General features: G+C 70.0%; 12 protein-coding genes. 2 read left to right on the forward strand and 10 right to left on the reverse strand.

Annotation, left to right across the window (positions count from 1 at the left end):
* Positions 1–5: 5 nt before the first annotated feature.
* Genes ACFY32_RS32505 through ACFY32_RS32525 form a run of 5 tightly spaced genes read right to left on the reverse strand, consistent with a single transcriptional unit; the run spans position 6 to position 4,540 of the window.
* Entirely contained in the window at positions 6–1,013 is a 1,008-nt protein-coding gene (locus ACFY32_RS32505; RefSeq protein ID WP_390676191.1) for an NAD-dependent epimerase/dehydratase family protein, read from the reverse strand.
* A complete protein-coding gene (locus ACFY32_RS32510) occupies positions 1,010–2,164 on the reverse strand; it encodes an AMP-binding protein (RefSeq protein ID WP_390676192.1) in 1,155 nt (384 codons plus the stop codon). The genes ACFY32_RS32505 and ACFY32_RS32510 overlap by 4 nt, the downstream gene beginning before the upstream one ends.
* Entirely contained in the window at positions 2,161–2,580 is a 420-nt protein-coding gene (locus tag ACFY32_RS32515) for an AMP-binding protein (RefSeq protein WP_390676193.1), read from the reverse strand. Before ACFY32_RS32515 ends, ACFY32_RS32510 begins: the two co-directional genes overlap by 4 nt.
* Complete coding sequence (locus tag ACFY32_RS32520; protein WP_390676194.1) at positions 2,577–3,497, reverse strand: alpha/beta fold hydrolase; 921 nt, start codon at positions 3,495–3,497, stop codon at positions 2,577–2,579. The genes ACFY32_RS32515 and ACFY32_RS32520 overlap by 4 nt, the downstream gene beginning before the upstream one ends.
* A gap of 23 nt (positions 3,498–3,520) precedes the next feature.
* Entirely contained in the window at positions 3,521–4,540 is a 1,020-nt protein-coding gene (locus ACFY32_RS32525) for a 3-oxoacyl-ACP synthase III family protein (protein WP_390676195.1), read from the reverse strand.
* A 394-nt stretch (positions 4,541–4,934) separates the two neighbouring features.
* Between ACFY32_RS32525 and ACFY32_RS32530 the strand changes: the two genes are divergently transcribed.
* On the forward strand, positions 4,935–5,279 hold the full coding sequence (locus ACFY32_RS32530) for a hypothetical protein (RefSeq protein WP_359198766.1): 345 nt from the start codon (positions 4,935–4,937) through the stop codon (positions 5,277–5,279).
* A gap of 687 nt (positions 5,280–5,966) precedes the next feature.
* Complete coding sequence (locus tag ACFY32_RS32535) at positions 5,967–7,217, forward strand: cytochrome P450 (RefSeq protein ID WP_390676196.1); 1,251 nt, start codon at positions 5,967–5,969, stop codon at positions 7,215–7,217.
* A 314-nt stretch (positions 7,218–7,531) separates the two neighbouring features.
* Here the strand turns inward: ACFY32_RS32535 and leuD are convergent, their stop codons facing one another.
* The 5 genes from leuD to ACFY32_RS32560 form a co-directional block, all read right to left on the reverse strand.
* Complete coding sequence (gene leuD, locus ACFY32_RS32540; protein WP_359198772.1) at positions 7,532–8,149, reverse strand: 3-isopropylmalate dehydratase small subunit; 618 nt, start codon at positions 8,147–8,149, stop codon at positions 7,532–7,534.
* A gap of 97 nt (positions 8,150–8,246) precedes the next feature.
* Positions 8,247–9,677: a 3-isopropylmalate dehydratase large subunit gene (gene leuC, locus ACFY32_RS32545; RefSeq protein ID WP_390676197.1), complete on the reverse strand. Its 1,431-nt coding sequence runs from the start codon at positions 9,675–9,677 to the stop codon at positions 8,247–8,249.
* A 141-nt stretch (positions 9,678–9,818) separates the two neighbouring features.
* A complete protein-coding gene (locus tag ACFY32_RS32550) occupies positions 9,819–10,937 on the reverse strand; it encodes a Leu/Phe/Val dehydrogenase (RefSeq protein WP_390676198.1) in 1,119 nt (372 codons plus the stop codon).
* 100 nt (positions 10,938–11,037) lie between these two features.
* On the reverse strand, positions 11,038–12,678 hold the full coding sequence (locus ACFY32_RS32555) for a PHA/PHB synthase family protein (protein ID WP_390676199.1): 1,641 nt from the start codon (positions 12,676–12,678) through the stop codon (positions 11,038–11,040).
* A gap of 142 nt (positions 12,679–12,820) precedes the next feature.
* Entirely contained in the window at positions 12,821–14,212 is a 1,392-nt protein-coding gene (locus tag ACFY32_RS32560) for an alpha-keto acid decarboxylase family protein (protein ID WP_390676200.1), read from the reverse strand.
* Positions 14,213–15,040 lie beyond the last annotated feature (828 nt).

Here is a 15,040-nt window from a genome sequence, read left to right on the forward strand (position 1 = left end):
GGCTCCTATCCTCGTTGCCGTCCGGGAGAAGTCAGGGCGCTCCGGGAGAGTTCGGCGAGCCCGGCGTCGAGGCCGACCGGCGGTTCGAAACCGAGTTCGCGGCGTGCCGCGCCGATGTCGAAGTGGTGCGGCTGGAGGAGTTCCTCGACCAGGAAGCGGCTCAGGACATGGGTGCGGGAACTGCCCGTCAGCCGCAGGGCGATGTCGCCGAGGGTGCTCGCGGCCCGCGCGAGTCGGGGCGGTACGGCGCACCACCTGGCACTGACTCCGACGGCCCGCAACAGGTGCTGGGCGATCTCGCGCAGGGGACGCGGGTCGCCCTGGCTGATGAAGTAGGCACGGCCGCCGGCCGCCGGTGACTGCCGGAGGCGGCCCAGCGCGAGGAGGTGCGCGTGGGCCGCGGTGCGGAGATGGGTGGTGTCGATGAGGTTGGTTCCGTCGCCGGGCATCAGCAGACGGCCGGCGCGGACCGCACGCGTGAGGGAGGGGACGAAGTGGGGGTCACCCGGGCCCCAGATGATGTGCGGGCGCAGGGAGACGGTGGTCAGGTCGGCGCTGTGGGCGGCCAGGACGAGGGCCTCGGCGCGGGCCTTCGTGGCCGGGTAGGCGGCCAGGTGACGGGGCGGGTAGGGCAGGTCCTCGCTGACGCCTTCCAGGCCGCCGGGCCGGAAGACGACGCTGGCGGTCGACGTGTACAGCAGCGTGCGAATCCGGTGGGCACGGCACTGTGTGATGACGTGGCGGGTGCCGGTGACGTTGGTGGCCCAGTAGGGCCCCGGTGAACCGCTGACCCCGGCCAGGGCGGCGTTGTGGATGACGGCGTCGCACCCGGCGACCGCGCGGGAGACCGCGTCGGGATCGGTGAGGTCGCCCAGGTGCTGCCGTACGCCCATCTGTTCCAGAGCGGCGCTGGGACGGCGGCACAGGGAGGACGTGGTGGTGCCGCACGCGGTGAGTTGGCGGCAGATCTCCCCGCCCAGGAAGCCGCTTCCCCCGGTGACCAGTACCTTCACGGTGTCCTCCCGCGCAGGCGCTTGGCGGCCCAGCCGGCCAGCCGCAACCGGTCGATCTTGGAGTTGTGCCGGGGGTCGGTGGGAAAGCCCGGATGCAGCATCAGCGCGCCGACGCGGTGTCCTTCCGGGTGGTCGCGCAGGACGGCGCGGACCGCTGCCAGTACCGCGCTCCCTCGTGCGGAGGGCGCGGCCTCGACGCACAGCACGGGCAACTGGCACAGGGCCGGTCCGACGCCGACCAGGGCGGTGCGGCGGACTCCGGGTGCGGCGTCCGCCGCGATCTCGACGTCCTCGGTGGTCAGGGTGAAGCCGGGGCCGGTGACGAGGTGGACCTTGCGGCCGAGGTACCACAGCCGTCCCTGGTCGTCGAGTCGGCCGAGGTCTCCGGTGCGGTGCAGCACTCCGAGGCCGGTGGCGCTCTTGGTGGCCGCGTCGGCGTCGGGGCGCGCGTGGTAGGCGGGGCTGACGGTGGGGCCGCGGACGGCGATCTCCCCGAGGCCGGTGCGGTCGGCCTCCAGAATCCGCGCGTGGATGCCGGGCAGGGGCTTGCCCAGGCAGGTCCCGGCGTGACCGTCGGGTGGCCGGCGGAGGGACTCCCGCAGGTCGTGGTCGTTGATCGCGGAGACGGGCAGGCATTCGGTGGCGCCGTAGACGCTGAGGATCTCGGCGTCGTCCGGGACGGCCCGGCGCAGGGCGTCGGCGAGGCGGGTGCGCAGCGGGGCGCCGAAGGAGAGGATGCGCCGGACCGAGGGCAGGGCGACTCCGTGCCGGGCCCAGTGACCGGCGAGCAGGCCGAGGACGGCGGGCGAGGCGAGAATGGTGGTGACTGCGTGCTTCAGGACCGGCTCGACGAGTTCCTCCGGGGGTGTGCGGGCCGGGGCCAGGTGGTTCACGGCCGGGACGACGGTGGCCGGGCCGAGAAGCGGGCCGAGGATCGCGATCGGCAGGAATCCGGCGAGGAGGACGTCGTCGGGCCGGGGGGACAGCAGCGTCGTGAGGGCGTCGAGCTGTCCGGCCAGGGTGGCGTGGCGGTACTCCGCGCCTCGGGGGCGGCCGGTGGAGCCGGAGGTGAAGGCGATCACGGCGAGGTCGTCGGCATCGGGTTCCCGCGGTGGCGGCCAGGGGCCATGGGCGGCCGGTGTCCCGGTCACCAGGCGTTTACCCGAGGGCATCCATGTCGCGCCGGTGACCAGGGCTGTCCGTACGCGCGGGCGGCCCCAGCCCAGGAGCCTGCGCCCGAGGTGGGCCAGGGTTTGCCGATGAAGAGGTCCGGGGCGACGTCTTGCAGGCAGCGGCCCACCGCGGCGCGCGGCTCGATCAGGACGGGGACGGCACCGAGGGTGATCAGCGCGTAGGTGACGACCGAGAGGTCGTGGGCGTCGCGGGTCATGACGACGGCCTTGTGGCCGGTCCGGACACCGGCGTCGCGCAGGACGTGCGCGACGGTGTGACTGGCACCGAGCAGGTCACGTCTGCTGGTCGTCCGGGCGCTCCCCTCGCGGTGCCGGATGAGCGCGGTGGCGTCGGGCTCATCGGCCAGACGCGCGAGGATGTCGAGCACGGTCATGGGCATGGGGGTCCTCGCAGGAAGTCGCGGACGCGGGCGCCGAATTCGTCGGCGGCGTCCTCCATCACGAAGTGGCCCGCGTCGGGGAATCGGTGGATGACGGCGTGCGGGTAGCGGCGTGCCCATTCCGCCAGCACGAGCGGAGTGAATACGGGATCACGCATGCCCCAGCCGATCAGCAGGGGCACCGATTCCGGGCCGGTTCCGGGCCGGGTGGGTTCGAGGAGCTTCCAGGCCGGGTCCGTGGTGTCGCGGGGGATGGCACGCACCGCGTCGGTGACGGCCCGGCGTTCGGCCCGGCGGGCGAAGGGTCTGAGGAACGCGCGCCGCTCCGCCGCGGGCAGCCGGTGGTGGACACCGATGCGAACGGCGGCGCGGGCGAAGCCGTTGGTGAGATGCACGGCGTCGGCCACGAGCGTGCTGTCGCGGATGCAGCGCAGCGAGAACGGCAGCCGGAAACCGGCCGGCCAGGGGAAGGCGACCGTGTTGCAGACGACGAGACGCGCCATCACGCCCGGCTGCCGCAGGGACCAAGCGATGCCGAGCGGGCCGCCCCAGTCGTGCACGACGAACGTCCAGCCCCGCTCCGGCAGTCCCCGGTCACCGACCAGGTGCCGGTGGAGGGCGTCCAGGTGGTCCAGTCGCGTCCGATAGAGGGCGGCGGGTGCGGAGGCCGCCCGCAGGTGCCGGGACAGGCCGAAGCCCGGCAGGTCCGGGACCAGGCACCGGACGTGCGGGGAGAGCTGTGCGACGAGTTTGCGCCAGACGTAGCTCCATGACGGGTTGCCGTGCGGGAACAGCACCGGATCACCGGCGCCGGCATCGAGATAGTGCTGCCCGGTCGCCGGTACCCGCCGCCAGTGGCACGGGGCCGGGTAGCCCGGCATCGTCCGGTCCAGGACCGCGGACCGTCGCACCGTGACACGGCAGGCCCGGGGAGTCACCACCGGACGAGAGCCATGCCGAAGCTGAAACCGCTGGCCAGGCCGATCATCGACACGACGTCCCCCTCTGCGACCCGACCGGTCTCCCGGGCCTTGACCAATTGCAGGGGGAGGGAGGCGGCCGCGCAGTTGCCGTGCCCGGCCACCGCGGGCATGCACCGCTCCTCGGGTAGGGACAGCGTGTTGATCGTGTCGCGGTACTGCGGCATGGCGGTCTGGTGGAAGGCCACGAAAACACCGGCGCGTGCGGCGGCGAGCAGCTCTCCCGCGGCCTCCAGGATTTCGGGGAGCGCGTCGAACGCACCCTGGCGCAGGTCCCCGTTCACGCGCAGGGTGGCATGGTCGTCGTGTACTGAGCGCCCGTGCAGGGTGCCGCCGCCTGCCACGGTGCAGGACTCCCAGGCGGCGGAGTTGCTGATGAAACGCATGTCCAGGATGCCTCGGCCGTCCGCCACGGGAGCGGCGGTGAGGACCATGGCCGCGCCGGCGTCGGAGGCCGTGTATCCGGGCAGGGCGCGCAACAGCGCCTGTCGGTCGGGCACGTTCCAGCGGGTGACCATGGACCCCACCTCGCCGCAGGCGATGAGGATCGTGCGGTAGCGGCCGGCCGCCATGAAGGACGCGGCCACTTCCATGGCGTTGAGGAAGCTGTTGCAGGCGTTCTTGACGTCGAACACAGGGCAGCAGGCGCCCAGTTTGACCGCCACCAGATGGGAGGTGGCGGGTTCGATCATGTCCGTAGCGGTGGCCGCGAACAGCAGCAGATCGATGTCCTTGATCCTTATGCCCGCTTCGTCGAGTGCCGCGCACGCGGCCGCCGCCGCGAGGTCCGAGGCGTTCTCCCCGTCCTCGCGCACATGTACACCACGCACCCCGGTGAGGTCTTCCAGAAAGCCGGGCGGCGGGGCGTAGTCACCACTGGCGGCGATTTTGAGGCGGCTCTCGTCCAGAGTCCGGTAACGGGACGGCAGATGAACCGCGACGGCCGTGACATGAGCACGAAGGGCTTCGGACACCGACCCACCGTATTCATGTCGTGCCCATGCCCGAACCAGGAAGTCGCGTCTCTCCACTCGAATGAGTGAGCCGAGCTGACTCTCGCTCTCCTCACCTTCCCGATCCGCCTCGATCCGCGCCAGGTCGGGCAATCCGCGCGGAACCCCGGGTGCTCGCCGCCAGATCGGCCAGCCCCGCGATGAGCAGCACCGCTTGCTGATTTACCCCCCTCGGGACGTGCCTTTTCCCGCGTCATGCCCTGCCCCCACCCGCCAAGAACATTCCACAGTTCCCGTCGGACTTCTGGTGCTGCGCTGGAGTGCGGCCGGCCCGTAACATGGGTAAGTCGTCCTGCGGTGTGCGACCGGCCGGGGGATGCTCCCGGGAAGTCCGGTCGCCGGGCAGGGAGGACACGTGTACGGGAACGATCCGCACGTCCATGTCGAGTCGGATGTGGTCCGCCGCGATGCCGCCGTCCGCGGCGTGGTGGCGTCCACCTTCGGTCTGGCTGGTGACCTGCCGAGCCTCGTCACTACCGGATGCGGGCTGCGGGTGCCGTACGCGATGACCTCGCCGAGCCCGGACAACGTCACCTGCCTCGCCTGCCGGGAGCACGCCCGGCGCGGGCACCTGCGCTTCGCGGACGAGGTCGAGCGCCTCGGCGGCATGCCGGGATCGACCATCAGCCCTGCCCAGGCGAAGTCGGCCGCAGACAGGCATCGCGAGCTCGCGGCGAGGTTCGCGGACGCGGAGGGCTGAAGCCCGTACGGTCCCGTCGGCTACCCGGGCCTGACTGTCCTGGACGACTGCCCGTACGAACGAACACCGCCGCTCCACACCTAAGTCCTTCAACCGGCTTGCCTGACCAGCGAAACACCGACTACCCGGCCTTCGGTCCCGACTCCGAACCCTGGACACGGGCTGTACGACTGATATCGGCGTGGTCGGCGTGGTCGACGTTGTCGAGGGTCGCAACGCGGCCGGCCCACCCCGGGAGCACCACCGTCTTTGGCCGATTCCGGCAGTCACCCAGCTCCTGCCGTGGGAGTAGCGTCGAGCCCCCAGCGGTGGGCCGCCGGGATGCCGTATCCGCGGCGCAGTCCAAGGGCACCGATCGACAAGGAGAACCACATGTCGTGGGTTACCAGCAGCCTTCGGGCGCTCAGCGGTGAGATGCGTGCACGGTGGCACGGGTATTTCGTCGGTTACGGGAAGCAGGACTGACGCTGGGCAGCCGGGCCAGGTACAGCCCCGGCCGACAAGGAGGGAAGCCGCGATGGCATGGATCATCAGCAGCCTTCGGGCGCTCAGCGGTGAGGCGCGTGCGCGCCGCAACCAGTACGGCGACAGGTACGGGCGCAACGCCTGACGTCCTCTCCGCGAAGGGACGGGACGAGTGGCCGGGCCGCCACGCGTCCCGTCCTCCGTCAGACGGGCGGACGACCCATGCTCCTTGACAGGAAGAGCCTGTGGCCGCAACTGCGGCGGTGGGAGAAGCAGGCCGCGGAGCGCGACGGTCCGTTCAGGCTCCGCTTCGGCACCCTCTTCGTGGCCGATGCCGACTCGGCCCGGGACGTCCTGGTCGACTCGGCCGACGACTACCTGTCCCAGTCCGGCTTCTTCCGCCTCGGACCGCGGTCCCTGCCCCAGGCGGTCCGGGGCGCAGCCTCCCGCGAGTTGCTCGAAGTCCTGGCCCGGCACGACCTCGCGTCGTCGTTCGACCTCGACTCCGCCCTCGGCGAGGTGTGTGACGGCCGCGGCCGTCTGCGGCACCAGGGCTGGGGTGTCGAGCTGGTCCGGCGGTACTTCGCCCCCGTCATCGCGCACCGGCGCCATACCGAGATCAACGCGCTCGTCGACGCCTATGTCACGTCGAGCGTCGTCGCCGACGACATCGTCGGCCATGTACTGAGGCGCTCGCACCGTACGGTACCCGCCATCCGGGCCGGGCTCGCCGAACAGCTCGGCCGACTGCCGGCCCGGGAGAGCGGCGCGCAGGACCTGGTCGACCTGGTGCTGGGCCTGCCCGGAGAACTGACCCCGGCCGATCGCGCGCAGTTGCTGCAACGCCTCGTCCTGTCCACGGTCGGCTTCACCGGTGTGACCCTCGAATGGACGGTGCTGCTCGGCATCAGGCACGGCTACGACACCCCGGCGGTGCGGCAGGAGCAGGTCCATCGACTGGTCAGGGAGGCGCTGCGGCTGTATCCGACTGCCTGGCGCCTGGTCAGAGTGGCTGCCGCCGACCACGACATGGCAGGCTCCCGGGTCCGCGCGGGCGAGCACGTCCTGATCGGTACGCACGCGATCCACCGGTCGGCGGCCGTATGGGACAGGCCCCTGGACTTTTGCCCCTCGCGCTGGGAGCGACCGACCGACGCCCAGCGGCGCTCCTACCTCCCCTTCGGCAAAGGCGAGGGCATGTGCCCAGCGAACGGCTTCGCGCTCAAGGCCCTCGAACACCTCGGCCATCTCATCCTCCAGGGCTACCGGGGACACGTGCGGCTGCGCGCCCGCAAACCTCACGTCCGCACGCTCCTGGCCCCACCCGCCGGCTGGACCCGCCTCACCCCCGCCCCCACTTCCGCTCGGTCCCCCGGCGGCGCGGCTGTTGAGGGGCCGACCGAGCCGTCGACCGGTCGGACTTGCCGACCATGCACATCGATCGGCGGGCGACAGAGAACGCGTAGTCGATGATCCGGGACACGCCGTGATGGGTGTTGATCTCGACGTCCATGGTCGTTTCGAACGGCGTTCGCGGCCGCAGCACTCCACCCGTTCCGGCGTACAGACCCGCAGCTTCGCCGGCCGGTGGTTCTCGTACAGGTCCAGCTCGAAGCGCAGCCGCAGCAGCACACTGCGTACGTAGTCGGTGTGGTCGACTCGGGCATCACCGACGGCGCCCAGCAGGACGGCGTCGCCGGCCCGGATGCGGTCGAGGTCCGCGTCGCTCAGTCCCACTCCGTCCGCCGGATACCTCTCGGCGTCGACATGGTCGAGCAGACCGAAGTTCAGGCCCGGTCGAGCAGCCCTGTCCCGGCCGCGTCGATGCGGGGCAACCAGCTCGGCCGGGTGGTTTCGTAGCCGGAGATCGCCTCGTGGTGGTGGAGGGTCACCGCGATGTCGTCGTAGCCGTTGAGCAGCAGCCAACGGGCACGTCGTTCCACCTCGAAGGGATGACTGTGCCCGTCGGCCCGTAGCTCGCATGCCTCCAGGTCGACGGTGATCTCGAACGCCGGGTCCGCCTCGACCCGGGCGGCGAGACCCTCGATCGACCGAGCCGGCAACTCCACGGCCAGGACGCCGTTCTTGAGAGCGTTGCGGCGGAAGATGTCACCGAAACTGCTTGCCACGACGGCGCGGAAGCCCCAGTCGCGCAGGGCCCACACCGCATGCTCACGGGAACTACCGGTGCCGAAGTTGTGGGCGGCGACCAGGACGGTCGCGTCCTGGCGCAGCGGGTCGTTCAACGGGAAGCCGGCATCCGCGCGCCACGTGGCGAACAGCGCGTCCTCGAAGCCGCTCTTGGTGAGCCGCTTGCAGAACTCGGCGGGAATGATCTGGTCGGTGTCCACATCGCCGCGGCGCAGCGACATGGCCCGGCCCGTGTGCAGAGCCAGTGGTTTCATCGGTGACGGTGCTCCAGCTTCGGTGGGGGATGGTGCCAGGCGGGTCATGCCGGGGTCGGTGGCGTCGGGGTGCCGCCCGGCCGCGGCAGGACACTGGTCACAGAAGGTTGCTCGGCGCGGCGAGCCGGCCGGTCACGGCGGTGGCGGCCGCGACCGCGGGCGAGACCAGGTGGGTACGCGCCTGAGCGCCCTGTCGCCCCTCGTAGTTGCGGTTCGATGTGGACGCGCAGCGTTTGGCCCCGATCAGCCGGTCGGTGTTCATGCCGAGACACATCGAGCAGCCGGAGAGCCGCCACTGTGCGCCCGAAGCGGTGAACACCTCGTGCAGGCCCTCCTCCTCCGCCTGTCGGCGGACCGCCATCGAGCCCGGGACGACCAGCATGTCCACGCTGTCGGCGATCCTCCGGCCGCGCAGGACGTCGGCCACCGCGCGCAGGTCCTCGATCCTGCCGTTGGTGCATGAGCCGACGAACACCGTGTCGATCTCGATGGCGTCCATACGCGTGCCCGGCACCAGCCCCATGTAGACGAGGGCCCGTCGGGCTGCGGCTCGCTGCTCCGGGTCGGCGAAGGCAGCGGGCTCGGGCACCTGGTCGCCGAGCGGGACGGCCTGGCCGGGGTTGGTGCCCCAGGTGACATAGGGCGTCAGCTCGCCGACGTCCAACCGCACCGTGTGGTCGAACCGGGTGCCGGGGTCGGTGGCGAGCGTCTTCCAGTAGGCGACGGCCTCGTCCCAGGCCTCGCCCCTGGGGGCGGCGGGCAGACCGGCCAGGTAGTCGAAGGTGATCTGATCCGGGGCGATCAGACCGGCCCGCGCGCCCGCCTCGATGCTCATATTGCACATGGTCATCCGGCCTTCCATCGACATCCGGGCCAGCGGAGCCCCGGAGTACTCGATGACATGGCCGTTGGCGCCGTTGGCGCCGATCCTGGCGATGAGGGCGAGGATCAGGTCCTTGGCGCTGACGTCGGGCGGCAGGGTGCCGGTGAACTCGACCGACATGGTCATCGGCCGGGTCAACTGCATCGTCTGCGTGGCGAGGACATGTTCCACGTCGCTGGTGCCGACGCCGAACGCGAGCGCCCCGAACGCGCCGTGGGTGGAGGTGTGGCTGTCGCCGCACACCACCGACATCCCGGGCTGTATGAAGCCGTACTGCGGTCCGACGACGTGCACGATGCCCTGTTCGCGGTCGCCGAGACGGAAGAGCCTGATCCCGGCCTCCGCGCAGTTCTCGCGCAGTTTCTCGATCTGCCTGCGACTCATCCCGTCAGTGATCACCAGCGAGTCGGTGGGGACGTTGTGATCCTCCACAGCCAGCGTCAGGTCGGGCCGGCGAACGGAACGTCCGGAGATCCTGAGCCCGTCGAAGGCCTGCGGCGAACTGGCCTCATGGATGAGATGAAGATCGATGTAGAGCAGATCCGGCTCGTCGGGCCCGGAGTGCACGACCTTGCTGTCCCACACCTTGTCGATCAGAGTCCTCCCGAGCGTTGATACGCGACGTGGTTGATCGGTTCCGGGCATGAGCGGTCCTCTTCCGGTTAGGGGCCCCGAAGCGCGGGCCGGGCAAGGGGCCGGTTCGGTCAGCGCGGTCGGTGCGGCGACGTGATCGCGTCCGGGTGAAGGCAGCGTCCGCCCGCGGCCGGCACCGTCCGCTCCTTGCGGTCACCGCTGTAGAAGCGCCTGAGGCCCTCTCGCCCGCGCGTCCGCGGCGGCGGCGATGCGCTGTTCGGCTGTTCGGTCGGCGGCGGTGCCCGGCAGCATGCCCTCGGCCTCGGCGTGCTCCAGGAGCGCCAGGGTGGTATCGAAGATGCGTTCCACCTTCGCCGCGCTCTGGCGGGGTGTGAGCCCGCGCAGGTCTCCGGCGGCCTGGATCACGCCACCGGCGTTGGCGACATAGTCCGGGACGTAGAGGATTCCGCGATCCGCCAGTTGCTTCTCCATCGCGGGACGGGCCAGTTGGTTGTTGGCCGCACCGCAGACCACTTCGGCGGTCAGCACCGGCACGACCGCCTCGTCCAGCACCCCGCCCAGGGCACAGGGGGCGTAGATGTCCAGACCGCTTGCGAACCGGATGAGCGCTTCGTTGTCCTCCACGACGGTGACCTGCGGGAACTTCTCCGCTGTGCGGCGCACAGGAGCCTGACGGACGTCGGTGACCACCGCGCGGGCGCCCTCGGCGAGGAGAAGCTCCACCAGTAGGTGGCCGACCTTGCCCAGCCCCGCGACACCGACTGTCCGGCCCCGCAGGCTGGACGTGCCCCAGCGGTGACGGGCGGCCGCCCTCATTCCCTGGAGCACTCCGGTGGCCGTGGCGGCCGAAGAGTCTCTCGCACCACCGATGTGCGACGAACGACTCACGGTCCACGGACACACTCGGGCTATCACATCCATGTCCGCCGCGTAGGTACCGGCATCACAAGCGGTCGTGTACCGGCCGCCCAGGGACGCCACGAGGCGGCCGTAGGCCAACAGCAGGGGTTCCGTCTTGTCCTGTTCCGGGTCCCCGATGATGACGGCCTTGCCGCCGCCGAAGTCCAGTCCGGCCAGGGCGTTCTTGTAGGACATGCCCCGTGACAGGTTCAACGCGTCCCTGACGGCTTCCCCGTCGCTGGTGTACGTCTGGAAGCGGGTGCCCCCCAGGGCCGGGCCCAGCGCGGTGGAGTGGAGGGCGACGACGGCCCGCGGACCCGAGACGGAGTCCTGCATGAGGAGGACCTGCTCGTGCTCGACCGCGGTGGAGTCGAAGGCCGTGAACGCGGCGTCGTGATCGAACGTGGTCATACTGCTTCTCCTCGCGTCGGACACATGGCCTGTGCCGTGTGGGTGTGGCCGGCCATCCGGTGTGACGGCCGGGACTTCACCGGTGTGCCGGCGTCCCGAGTCACCGGGACAGGACGTAGCGACCGGGTGCCGGAGCTCCGGCGGGGTGGCGGGCGCTGCCCGTCGTCCGGCCGCGGACGGGCGGACCCGACCGGGGAACGAGCCACCGTGACCATGACTGCCACCAGGACTCGTGGTGTGTCGAAGAGCCGGCCCACCAGTTCCGGGGATCTGCGGGAAGCCCGACCCGGCCGGTGCGGTATTCGGCTCTGGGGCGTGGCGGGCTGATGATGCTTCCCGCGTGTCCGGAGGGGACGAGGTGGAACGCGACCTCACCGCCGAGCAGCCGGGCGCTCCTGTACACCGTTTCCCAGGAGATGATGTGGTCGCGTGATCCGGCCACCACGAAGGCGTCCTGGGTGACCGTGGAGAGATCGATGGTCCTGTCCTTGATCGTCATCAGGCCACGAGCCAGTGTGTTCTCCGCTGTGATGCGCAACATCTGCTCGAAAAGCGGTCCGGGTACGTCTATTCCGTCCTCGCTCCACGTCAGGATGTCGAAGGGACGGGGCCTCTCCCCCATGAGCCAACCGAGGGCAAGGGGCTGCCATATGGTGTCCGGGGACCGCAGCAGATCGAAGAGGAAGCTGATTCTCTCACCGTCGACCAGCCCTTTGCGATTCGAGAGCATACGCGTCAGGAGGCTTGTCTCCATGGGCGGCGGCTTCTCGTCTCCGGTTTCCTTCGTGAAATCCATGGCGGACATGAGGAGGGTCAGCGATGCCACCCTTGCCTTGCCTTCCGCCGTGAACCAGGCCGCCGTGGCCGCAGCGAGCATGCCGCCGGCGCACGCCCCCACCAGGTGGACCCGTGGCGATCCCGTGATCTCCTGGACGACATCCATGGCGCGCACGGGAGCGCGCAGGAAGTAGTCGTCCAGGCCAAAGCCGGCCTGGTCGGGCCCGGGGTCGCGAAAACTGACGGTGAACACAGTGAAGCCCTCGCGTACCGCCCACTCGGTGATACTGCGGCCCGGGGCCAGGTCGAAGATGTAGAACTTGTTCACCCACGCGGGGACGAGCAGCAGAGGGACCTGGTGCACTTCTGCGGTCTGCGGCTCGTACTGGAGTACTTCCATCAGGTCGTTGCGGTACACGACCCGGCCGGGAGTGGCAGCGAGGTCCCGGCCGACGCGATGGGTGCCGGGCAGTGTCTTGGCCGGGCGTCCCCGGCGGTGCACCAGGTCGTCCATGAAGTTGTCCGCTCCCCGCACCAGGCTCATGCCACGGGTTTCCGCGGCTCGGCGGAGCGCGGCCGGGTTGCCCGGCAGGAAGTTCGTAGGAGCCATGGCGTCGGTGAGGATCTGGGCGAGGAACTGCACCTGCCGACGACGCCACGCCGGCAGGAACGGCGCCTCGGCCGCGGTCAGCGTCAAGTGGCGCCACTTCTCGTAGGCCCGACGCAGGCATCGGTAGCCTGGATCGGAGCTCCAGGCGGGATCGGAGAAGCGCTGGTCGTCGGAGCGGAGGGCCCGCTCGGTTGCCTGGCCCGATCGCAGGAACCACGCCGGGCAGGCGTACCGCGCTATCCGCGCACGCCAGGTACTGCGATCCGAGTCCTCGTCCTCGTATGCGTAGGGTTCGCTGCCACACGGGCTCACTGGTTCTGTCTCCTTGCCAGGTCGGCGGGTCGGCGCTCGCACCGGCCCTCGCTCGCGGGAGCGGGTACGGGTACGGGTCCGAGGTGTGGCGGTCCGAGGGCGGGAGCGGAGGCGAGACCTTCGGGCACCGCGCTCCCGGACCGTCCTTTCCGGAAGGGTCCGGTGCGGTAGTTCACGGACTCGCTCAGGCCACCCACCGTGCCTTGTCGGGCCGGTGCAGGGCCAGGCGTTTGAGTGCTGGAGGAACGTCGTACTTGCTGGTGAACGCTTCGATCAGGACGAGGCGGTCGGTGGTGGCCGCGGCCTCCGACAGCGCGCGGTCCAAAGAGGCAGGTGTTCGGGCGCTCAGCACCAACGGGTCGGGCACGCCGAGGGCGGCCGGGAGCCTGGACCAGCGCCACTGCGCGATCTCGTTGTACTCGGCCCGGAGGCCGTGGGTGATTCGTTCGACGGTGTAGCCGTCGTTGTCGACCAGCACCACAATGGGCTTGAGGTGGTGGCGGCCGATGGTGCCCAGCTCCTGGAGGGTGAGCTGCGCCGCGCCGTCACCGATGAGCAGCAGCCCTCGCCGGGAGGGATCGGCGAGCTGGGCGCCCAGCAGCGCGGGCAGGGCGTAGCCGATGGAGGCCCAGAGCGGTTGTCCGACGAAGCGGGCCCCACGAGGGAAGCGACGGGCGACGATGCCGAGAAGGCACGTGCCGTTGTCGGCGACGACCGTGTAGTCGGGTTGTACGGCGGCACCCACCGCCTTCCACAGATAGGACTGGGTCAGTGGCAGGAACTTCGGCGGGCACAGCTCGTGCGCGAGGGCAGTGGCGGACTCCTTGACCTTGGTCGAGGTATGGGAAGCGAGCTGCGTCAAGGGAGCCAGTGCACCGCATGAAGGACCGACCGTCGGCGCGGGGGCAGGGGGGCGGCCGCCGACCAGTTCGGTGAGGACGGCCAGCGCCTTGGCCAGCGGCACGCCGGGGAAGGCTACGCCGTCCACCTTCGCGACCGTGATCCCGAGGTCGATGCCTTCCTCCGGGTCGAAGCCATGGGTGAACTTGCCCGTGGTCATGTCGGCGAGCAGCACTCCCGCGCGGATCAGCAGGTCGGCGTTGTCGATGGCGGCGCGAACCGGCGCCTTGCTCATGGCTCCGCCGTACAGGCCCAGGAAGTGGGGGGAGGATTCGTCGACGACGGTCTTTCCTGTCGCCAGGACCGCGTGCGGGAAGGAACTGGCCATCAGCAGGACGGCTAGCTCCTCGCGGGCTTTGAACCGGTCCACCAGGAAGTCGGCCAGGACCGCGGTCCTGTGCGCGGCGACGAGGCGGTCCCGGGCGGCGGAACGGAAGGCGTCGAGGCTGTCCTCGTCGACGACCGGCTCCTCGGCGGCAGCCAAGGACACGAGCGGCGACGCGGGAGCCAGGGCGACGTCGCGAGGCAGCCGGACGTACCCCGGCCGGCTCTCACGCACGCACGCGGCCAGCACTCGCTCGATCTCGGACACGGCGTTGTCGGGTCGCAGCACGGCGTCGGCGCACACCACTTGGCGTTGTGCGCGGGCGAATCGGTCGAAGTCTCCGTCTCCCATGCTGTGGTGGACCACGGAACCGGCTCGTTCGGTGGCTTGAGTTGACCCTTCGGGCCAGCCCGGTGTTGGAGGAACCCGCCTCTTCCATCACGATACGCAGCCGTTCGTTGGCCTTCCGAACAGCGCGTGGTTGCACAGCCATGGCCTCATGCTCCCTCTGCACGTTCGTCACAGAGAGCCTGCACCGCTTCAGCGGGCTCCCACGCGAAGGAGAAGTCTTCGACTTCGGCGTGAAGAGCAAAGGGCAGCGGATGGAGATGGTGCGAACGACTCAGGTCGTTCTGCGATGAATCGCCCAGCAGGATGCAGACTCCCATGTCCGATGGGTTCATCGTTTCTCACAGAATCCGGCCCGGCGAGGGCCGGCCCGACATGCTCGCCTGCTCGAAAAGGCTCGATGGTGGATATCAAGCGCATTCCTGTCCATTACTTGTCCCGTGTGGTCGGCGATGGGCGATGTGGATGATGCTGCGCTGTTTTCACAGGGCGCACATGAGGAACGTGATGCCGGGATGGGCGGGCGGGAGCGCCTCTCCGATGGCGAACCTGACTCGGATTCCATGCAGACCCTCGACCCCGGGTGTCGTTTTCATTTCCGGATTCGCTCGCATGCGGCGGTGCCTGTTCGATTGTGACTCATCATTGAGCGCCTTGTCACGCGTCTGCGGCGAACGGCCGATTACCTGCGTGAATGCATGACTCAAGTAGTTCCGCAGCCCGTGCGGCCGTCATAGAGCCCTTTCCAACCTGGTCGCGGGGCAGGTCAGTTGGGGTGACAGACAGGTGAAGCCCCTGGTAGATGGGTTTTCGACCAAGAAATCCGTCTCC

Origin of the sequence: Streptomyces sp. NPDC000134 (genome assembly GCF_042899225.1) — a bacterium.
Classification (GTDB): Bacteria; Actinomycetota; Actinomycetes; order Streptomycetales; family Streptomycetaceae; genus Streptomyces.

Excerpts from the sequence above, each read along its gene's own strand:
- ACFY32_RS32515 (WP_390676193.1), bottom strand. The coding sequence starts at position 2,580 with ATGACCGTGCTCGACATCCTCGCGCGTCTGGCCGATGAGCCCGACGCC.
- leuD (WP_359198772.1), bottom strand. The coding sequence starts at position 8,149 with ATGAAACCACTGGCTCTGCACACGGGCCGGGCCATGTCGCTGCGCCGC.
- ACFY32_RS32550 (WP_390676198.1), bottom strand. The coding sequence starts at position 10,937 with ATGACCACGTTCGATCACGACGCCGCGTTCACGGCCTTCGACTCCACC.
- leuC (WP_390676197.1), bottom strand. The coding sequence starts at position 9,677 with ATGCCCGGAACCGATCAACCACGTCGCGTATCAACGCTCGGGAGGACT.
- ACFY32_RS32535 (WP_390676196.1), top strand. The coding sequence starts at position 5,967 with ATGCTCCTTGACAGGAAGAGCCTGTGGCCGCAACTGCGGCGGTGGGAG.
- ACFY32_RS32560 (WP_390676200.1), bottom strand. The coding sequence starts at position 14,212 with ATGGGAGACGGAGACTTCGACCGATTCGCCCGCGCACAACGCCAAGTG.